The organism is Micromonospora globosa (genome assembly GCF_000717585.1).
Classification (GTDB): domain Bacteria; phylum Actinomycetota; class Actinomycetes; order Mycobacteriales; family Micromonosporaceae; genus Micromonospora; species Micromonospora aurantiaca.
This window is the reverse complement of sequence record NZ_JNZR01000015.1, coordinates 119,873-125,872: the sequence shown is the minus strand read 5'-3', so window position 1 is coordinate 125,872 and position 6,000 is coordinate 119,873. Positions and strand designations below refer to the sequence as shown.

Genomic DNA, 6,000 nt, shown 5'->3' with positions numbered 1-6,000 from the left:
GTGTCGGGACGGGTCGGGGTGCTGCTGACCGCCATCGCGGCGTCCTCCATGGTCTGCTGCGGTGCCTGGAGCGCGGACGCGGCGGCCGGCCCCGGGGAGGGGGATGGGGGTCGATGTGGGGGTGGTGGGCCCGTGATGTGGGATCACAGTGCGGAGCTGTGGTCGTGCGGGGCGTGGTGTGGCAGCATGAGGCACATGACCGCCGCTGTCGTCCGCCGCTTCGTGGCTCGTCGCCACGTCGATTACGGCCGCGTGCGCAGCGCGATCTGTCCGGCCCACTGACGACGCCCGACCTTTCCGTCTCGGGCGCGTACTCGCGCCGGCCGTCATCGACATCGCCGTCCACGGCCCTCTCCAGGGCCGGCCGCCGCGTCCGCGCTCCAGGCACCGCAGCAGACCATGGAGGACGCCGCGATGGCGGTCAGCAGCACCCCGACCCGTCCCGACACCCCGGCGCCTGCCGCCCGTGCGCCCCGCCGGCCACGCGGCGAGGGGCAGTGGGCGCTCGGACACCGTGAGCCGCTCAACCCCAACGAGCGGATCAAGAAGGACGACGACCCGCTGAACGTGCGGGACCGGATCGAGAACATCTACGCCCACAACGGTTTCGCCTCGATCGACCCGCAGGACCTGCGCGGCCGGTTCCGCTGGTGGGGCCTCTACACCCAGCGCAAGGCCGGCATCGACGGCGGGCGTACCGCGGTGCTGGAGCCGCACGAGCTGGAGGACGAGTTCTTCATGCTCCGGGTCCGGGTGGACGGCGGCCAGCTCAACCTGGCCCAGCTCCGCGTGATCGCGGACATCTCCCGCGAGTTCGCCCGGGACACCGCCGACATCACCGACCGGCAGAACATCCAGTACCACTGGATCCGGGTCGAGGACATGCCGGAGATCTGGCGCCGGCTGGAGGCGGTCGGCCTGCAGACCACCGAGGCGTGCGGCGACTGCCCCCGGATCGTGCTGGGCAGCCCGGTCGCCGGGGTGGCCCGCGACGAGGTGCTCGACCCGACGCCGGCGATCGACGAGATCGTCCGCCGGTACGTCGGCGACAAGGCGTACTCCAACCTGCCCCGCAAGTTCAAGACCTCGATCTCCTGGCTGGTCGACACGCCGTACGAGGCGAACGACATCGCGTTCCTCGGCGTGGAGCACCCGGAGCACGGGCCCGGGTTCGACGTGTGGGTCGGCGGCGGGCTCTCCACCAACCCGATGCTCGCCAAGCGGCTCGGCGTCTGGGTGCCGCTGAACGAGGTACCGGACGTGTGGGCCGGTGTGGTCGGCATCTTCCGCGACTACGGCTACCGTCGGCTGCGCAACCGGGCCCGGCTGAAGTTCCTGGTCGCCGACTGGGGCGTGGAGCGCTTCCGGGAGGTGCTGGAGAAGGAGTACCTGGGCCGCACGCTGCTCGACGGTCCGGCCGCCGACCTGCCGGCGAAGCCGGTCGACCACATCGGCGTGCACCGGCAGAGTGACGGCGCGAACTACGTGGGCGCGGCCCCGGTGGTGGGCCGGGTGTCCGGCACGCAGCTGGCGCAGCTCGCCGACGTGGTCGAGGCGCACGGCAGCGACCGGGTGCGGCTCACGCCGTACCAGAAGCTGCTCGTGCTGGACGTGGCGCCGGAGCGGACCGACTCGCTGGTCGCGGCGCTGCGCGGGATCGGCCTGGAGGCCCGGCCGTCGGCCTGGCGGCGCGGCACGATGGCCTGCACCGGCATCGAGTTCTGCAAGCTCGCCATCGTCGAGACCAAGCGGCGCGGTGAGGAGCTGGTCGCCCGCCTGGAGGAGCGGCTGCGCGACTTCGACGCGGACATCTCCATCCACCTCAACGGCTGCCCGAACGCCTGCGCCCGCACCCAGGTCGCCGACATCGGGCTCAAGGGCCAGCTCGTGGTCGGCCCGGACGGCCGGCAGGTCGAGGGCTTCCAGGTGCACCTCGGCGGCGGCCTCGGCATGGCGCAGGGGCAGACCGCCGGCTTCGGCCGCAAGCTGCGCGGTCTGAAGACCACCGCCGAGGAGCTTCCGGAGTACGTGGAACGGCTCGCCCGCCGCTACCTGGCCGGCCGGACCGAGGGTGAGACGTTCGCCAACTGGGTGATCAGAGTCGACGAGGAGGAGCTCCGATGAGCGATGCCCGATCTGCGCCTCTCTACTGCCCGTACTGCGGCGAGGAGGACCTGCGACCGCACGAGGCCGGGCACGGCGCCTGGGAGTGCCACGCCTGCGCGCGGGTCTTCGCGGTGAAGTTCACCGGCCTGCTGAGCCGGGCGGTGACCCGGTGAGCGGCCTCGTCTCCGCCGCCGGCCTCGGCCTGATCGGCGCGGCCGAGCCGACGCGCCGCGACCCGGAGGAGCTGCGCGCGCTGGCCGAGGAGGCCGGCCGGGAGCTGGCCGACGCGCCCGCGATCGAGATCGCCCGGTGGGCGGTGGAGACGTTCGGCGAGCGGTTCTGCGTGACCAGCTCGATGGCCGACGGCGTGGTGGCGCACCTGGTCTCCCGGGTCGCGCCCGGCGTCGACGTGGTGTTCCTGGACACCGGCCTGCACTTCCCGGAGACGCTGCGCGTCCGCGACGAGGTGGCCCGGCGGATGCCGGTGCGGGTGCGCTCCATCCGGCCGCGGATGACTGTGGGGCAGCAGGACGGCCAGTACGGTCCGCGCCTGTTCAACAGGTCCCCGGACGACTGCTGCCAGCTGCGCAAGGTGGAGCCGCTGGAGCGGGCGCTGTCCAGGTACGACGCCTGGGCCGCCGGGCTGCGCCGGGACGAGTCGCCGACCCGGGCGAACACGCCGGTGGTGGGCTTCGACGCGCGGCGCGGCAAGGTCAAGGTGAACCCGATAGCGGCCTGGACGCAGCGGGAGGTGGACGCCTACGTGGCCCGGTACGACATCCCGGTCAACGAGCTGTTCGCCCGCGGCTACGGCTCGATCGGCTGCTGGCCGTGCACCCGGCGGACGAAGGCGGGGGAGGACCCGCGTGCCGGGCGCTGGGCGATGTTCGAGAAGACCGAGTGCGGCCTGCACACCTGAGCGCCGGGCCGCCGGTGGTGCTGGTGGCGCACGGCAGCCGTGACCCGCGTGCGGCGGAGGCGACCCGGGCGCTGGCCCGGGCCGTGGCGGACACCTGCCCCGGCCGTCCGGTGCTGCCGAGCTGGCTCGATCACACCGATCCCGGGCCGGCCGAGGTGCTGCGCGGGCTGGCCGACGCCGGTCACTCCCGGGCGGTCCTGGTGCCGCTGCTGCTGACCGCCGCGTACCACCGGAAGGTGGACATCCCGGCGGCGGTCGCGGCGGCCGGCGCGGACATCGAGGTACGGGTGACGGATGTGCTGGGGCCGACCGGTGGCGGGGTGGACGGCGGGCTGCTGGACGGGCTGCGCCGCCGTCTGGCGGAGGCGACCGGTGACGGGCCGGGTGGTCTGGACGCGGTGGTGCTGGCGGCGGCCGGTACCCGGGATCCGGCGGCGCGCGCCTCGGTGGGCCGGGTCGCCGCGGCGTTCGGCGCCGGGCTCGGAGTGCCCTGCCGCGTCTCGTACGCCTCGGCGGCGCCCCCGGAGGTCGGCGGCGCGGTCACGCGACTGCGCGCCGCGGGCGCCCGCCGGGTCGCGGTGGCCGCCTACTTCCTGGCGCCGGGCCGGTTCCACGACGGGGTACGCGCGTCGGCCCGGTCGGCCGGCGCGGTGGCGGTGGCGGACCCCCTGACCGACCTGCCGGAGCTGGCGGACCTGGTCCGGCGGCGGGTGGAGGCGGTGACGGGCTGACCCGGTCCGGGACAGCAGAACGCCCCGGCCGGAATCCCGGCCGGGGCGGTCAGCGTGTACGGGTCAGGCGGAGTGAGCGCGCAACACCCGGAGGCCGCCGCGGCGCTTCACCGCGCGACGCTCCTCTTCGCTCATCCCACCCCAGACGCCGGCGTCCTGACCGGACTCCAGCGCCCACTGCAGGCACTGGTCGGTCACGGGGCAGCGCCGGCAGACGGCCTTCGCCTGCTCCACCTGAAGGAGGGCCGGGCCGGACGTCCCGATCGGGAAGAACAGCTCCGGGTCCTCGTCGCGGCAGACCGAATCGTGGCGCCAGTCCATGGCGGCAACACTCCTCATTCTTAGTGGGTGGCCAGATAACGCTTCGTTGTTGCTATTTCTATAGGCGTCCGCATTGCCGAATGGTGACGGTCAGCATCCATCAATTCGGCGCAGCGTGAGCAGGCTGTGGGGTGCCCGGACCTGCTGGAACAGCTCAACCGAACGAGCATATCCAGGCAATGTCCCGGCAACACGAGTTCGCTTGTGAATACTTTCACGAACTACAGCGATGTCAAGGGTGACGCTCGGAAAAACTCCGAACAGTGAGCGGGCTCACCACCCATTTGTCCGGGTTTGCCAGAGCCCTGGTTACCCGGCGTGCCACAGTCGATAATCAATGTAGTACGGTCTGCGTGACGTTGCTGACATTTCCGGCACCCTTCCTCGGCGTGGCGGCCACCGCGCCCGCGCGGCGGGCGGTCCGCGTCAACCGACTGGGATACCCGAGACCTAGCAGATTACTCTCAGTGCGGCCGGTACGGATGTGAATCGGACTTTCTCCCGCTCGCCGAGGTAGTCCCCGTCCAGCTGGAACGGCAACGGCCGGTCCGAGACCAGCGTGAACTCCGCCACGTCGTGCAGCCGCAACACCTGCTTGCCGTGCGGATCCGGTTGCTTCGAGAAGAACTGCACCGCCGTACGGGCCGTGCTGGCGACCCGCAGCCGCCGCAACGCGAGCACGTCGAGCCCGAGATCGAACGACGCCTCCGGGTTCGGGTTGATCTCGCGGTCGCCCAGGTACGTCCACGGCGCGGTGTTCTGGATGATCGCCGTGGCCAACTCCGTCGCGGGCGCCTCACCCGGGCGCTCCAGCGTGATCGACGGGTGGCGGCGGTCCGAGCCGACGAAGTACTGACTCGCTGTGGAACGGAAGTAGAGCGCCGGGGTGGAGACGCGCCCCTTCTTGCGGGCCTGCTCCACCCGGCGGATGACGGCCGCGTCCAGCCCGAAGCCGGCGCAGAACGTGAAGTAGCGGTCGTCCGCACGGCCCAGCCCGATCGTGCGGGACCGGCCCAGTCGCAGCCCTTCCAGGATCATGCTGGTGCCGTCCGGCCACTCCCGGGGCAGCCCGAGCGCGCGGGCGAACACGTTCGTCGAACCGCCCGGCACGGTGGCCAGCGCGGGCAGCCGCTCGGCCGAGGTCTGTCCGGTACGGAACGTCGGCGGCTCCGCCGCCATCAGGCCGTTCACCACCTCGTTGACGGTGCCGTCACCGCCGAGCGTGACGACCAGGTCGACGCCCTCCTGGGCGGCCTCCCGGGCCAGGTCCGTGGCGTGGCCCCGTCGGCGGGTGTAGCGCACCGACAGGTCGACTTCACTGCGCAACGCCCGGACCAGCACGTCCCGGCTGCGCTCGCTGGTGGTGGTGGCCTTCGGATTGACCACCAGGACGGCCCGCATGGGCGGCACTGTACCGCGACTACCCACCGGTATCGTGGCGCCCGTGACGATCGACTCCGACCCGCTCCCCGGCACGCTGCGCGCCGCGGTGCTCCTGCTACGTGCCCAGGCGGTGGCGCTGGGGCTGATCGCGGTGTGGCTCATCTGGTCCGACCTCACCGCCGACACGACGGATCTGACCTCGGCGCTGCTGGTGACCGTCTTCGCCGTCGGCGGTGCGGTGGCGCTCTGGGCGCTCGGCGGCGCGCTGTCCCGCCGCCGAGCCGGTGCCCGCGCGCCGGCGATCGTGCTCCAGCTCATGCTGCTGCCGGTCGGCTGGTTCATGATCGAGGGCGGCATGGGCTGGCTCGGGGTGCCGCTGATGGCGCTCGGGATCGGCATGGTCGGGCTGCTGGTGAGCGGTCCGACCAACCGCGCGCTGGGATTCGGCGAGTCGGCCGGCTGAGCGCCGCCCGGTCTTGACGCGGCCCGTTCTGGACCGCAGCCGGGCCTGGGGCGCAGCCGGGCCGTGGCCGCCGCCGG

General features: G+C 72.7%; 7 protein-coding genes. 5 read left to right on the top strand and 2 right to left on the bottom strand.

What is annotated here, in order from left to right:
• Positions 1 to 414 precede the first annotated feature (414 nt).
• The 4 genes from IF06_RS0115840 to IF06_RS0115825 are packed head-to-tail and all read left to right on the top strand — an operon-like array spanning position 415 to position 3,756.
• Positions 415 to 2,124: a nitrite/sulfite reductase gene (locus IF06_RS0115840; protein ID WP_030271878.1), complete on the top strand. Its 1,710-nt coding sequence runs from the start codon at positions 415 to 417 to the stop codon at positions 2,122 to 2,124.
• A complete protein-coding gene (locus IF06_RS33945; protein ID WP_013288361.1) occupies positions 2,121 to 2,279 on the top strand; it encodes a hypothetical protein in 159 nt (52 codons plus the stop codon). The genes IF06_RS0115840 and IF06_RS33945 overlap by 4 nt, the downstream gene beginning before the upstream one ends.
• Complete coding sequence (locus IF06_RS0115830; RefSeq protein WP_030271876.1) at positions 2,276 to 3,025, top strand: phosphoadenylyl-sulfate reductase; 750 nt, start codon at positions 2,276 to 2,278, stop codon at positions 3,023 to 3,025. Before IF06_RS33945 ends, IF06_RS0115830 begins: the two co-directional genes overlap by 4 nt.
• Positions 3,007 to 3,756 (top strand): sirohydrochlorin chelatase, encoded by a 750-nt coding sequence (locus tag IF06_RS0115825; RefSeq protein WP_030271875.1) that lies wholly within the window; start codon positions 3,007 to 3,009, stop codon positions 3,754 to 3,756. Before IF06_RS0115830 ends, IF06_RS0115825 begins: the two co-directional genes overlap by 19 nt.
• A 63-nt stretch (positions 3,757 to 3,819) precedes the next feature.
• Here IF06_RS0115825 and IF06_RS0115820 read toward each other — a convergent pair whose 3' ends face one another.
• Together IF06_RS0115820 and IF06_RS0115815 are read right to left on the bottom strand one after the other, a co-directional pair.
• Complete coding sequence (locus IF06_RS0115820; RefSeq protein WP_013288358.1) at positions 3,820 to 4,077, bottom strand: WhiB family transcriptional regulator; 258 nt, start codon at positions 4,075 to 4,077, stop codon at positions 3,820 to 3,822.
• 450 nt (positions 4,078 to 4,527) lie between these two features.
• Entirely contained in the window at positions 4,528 to 5,478 is a 951-nt protein-coding gene (locus tag IF06_RS0115815; protein WP_030271872.1) for a diacylglycerol/lipid kinase family protein, read from the bottom strand.
• A gap of 43 nt (positions 5,479 to 5,521) precedes the next feature.
• Between IF06_RS0115815 and IF06_RS0115810 the strand changes: the two genes are divergently transcribed.
• On the top strand, positions 5,522 to 5,923 hold the full coding sequence (locus IF06_RS0115810) for a hypothetical protein (protein ID WP_030271870.1): 402 nt from the start codon (positions 5,522 to 5,524) through the stop codon (positions 5,921 to 5,923).
• The last annotated feature ends 77 nt before the right edge of the window (positions 5,924 to 6,000 follow it).

Coding starts and splice junctions, on each gene's coding strand:
- IF06_RS0115815 (WP_030271872.1), bottom strand. CDS start 5,478: ATGCGGGCCGTCCTGGTGGTCAATCCGAAGGCCACCACCACCAGCGAG.
- IF06_RS33945 (WP_013288361.1), top strand. CDS start 2,121: ATGAGCGATGCCCGATCTGCGCCTCTCTACTGCCCGTACTGCGGCGAG.
- IF06_RS0115840 (WP_030271878.1), top strand. CDS start 415: ATGGCGGTCAGCAGCACCCCGACCCGTCCCGACACCCCGGCGCCTGCC.
- IF06_RS0115820 (WP_013288358.1), bottom strand. CDS start 4,077: ATGGACTGGCGCCACGATTCGGTCTGCCGCGACGAGGACCCGGAGCTG.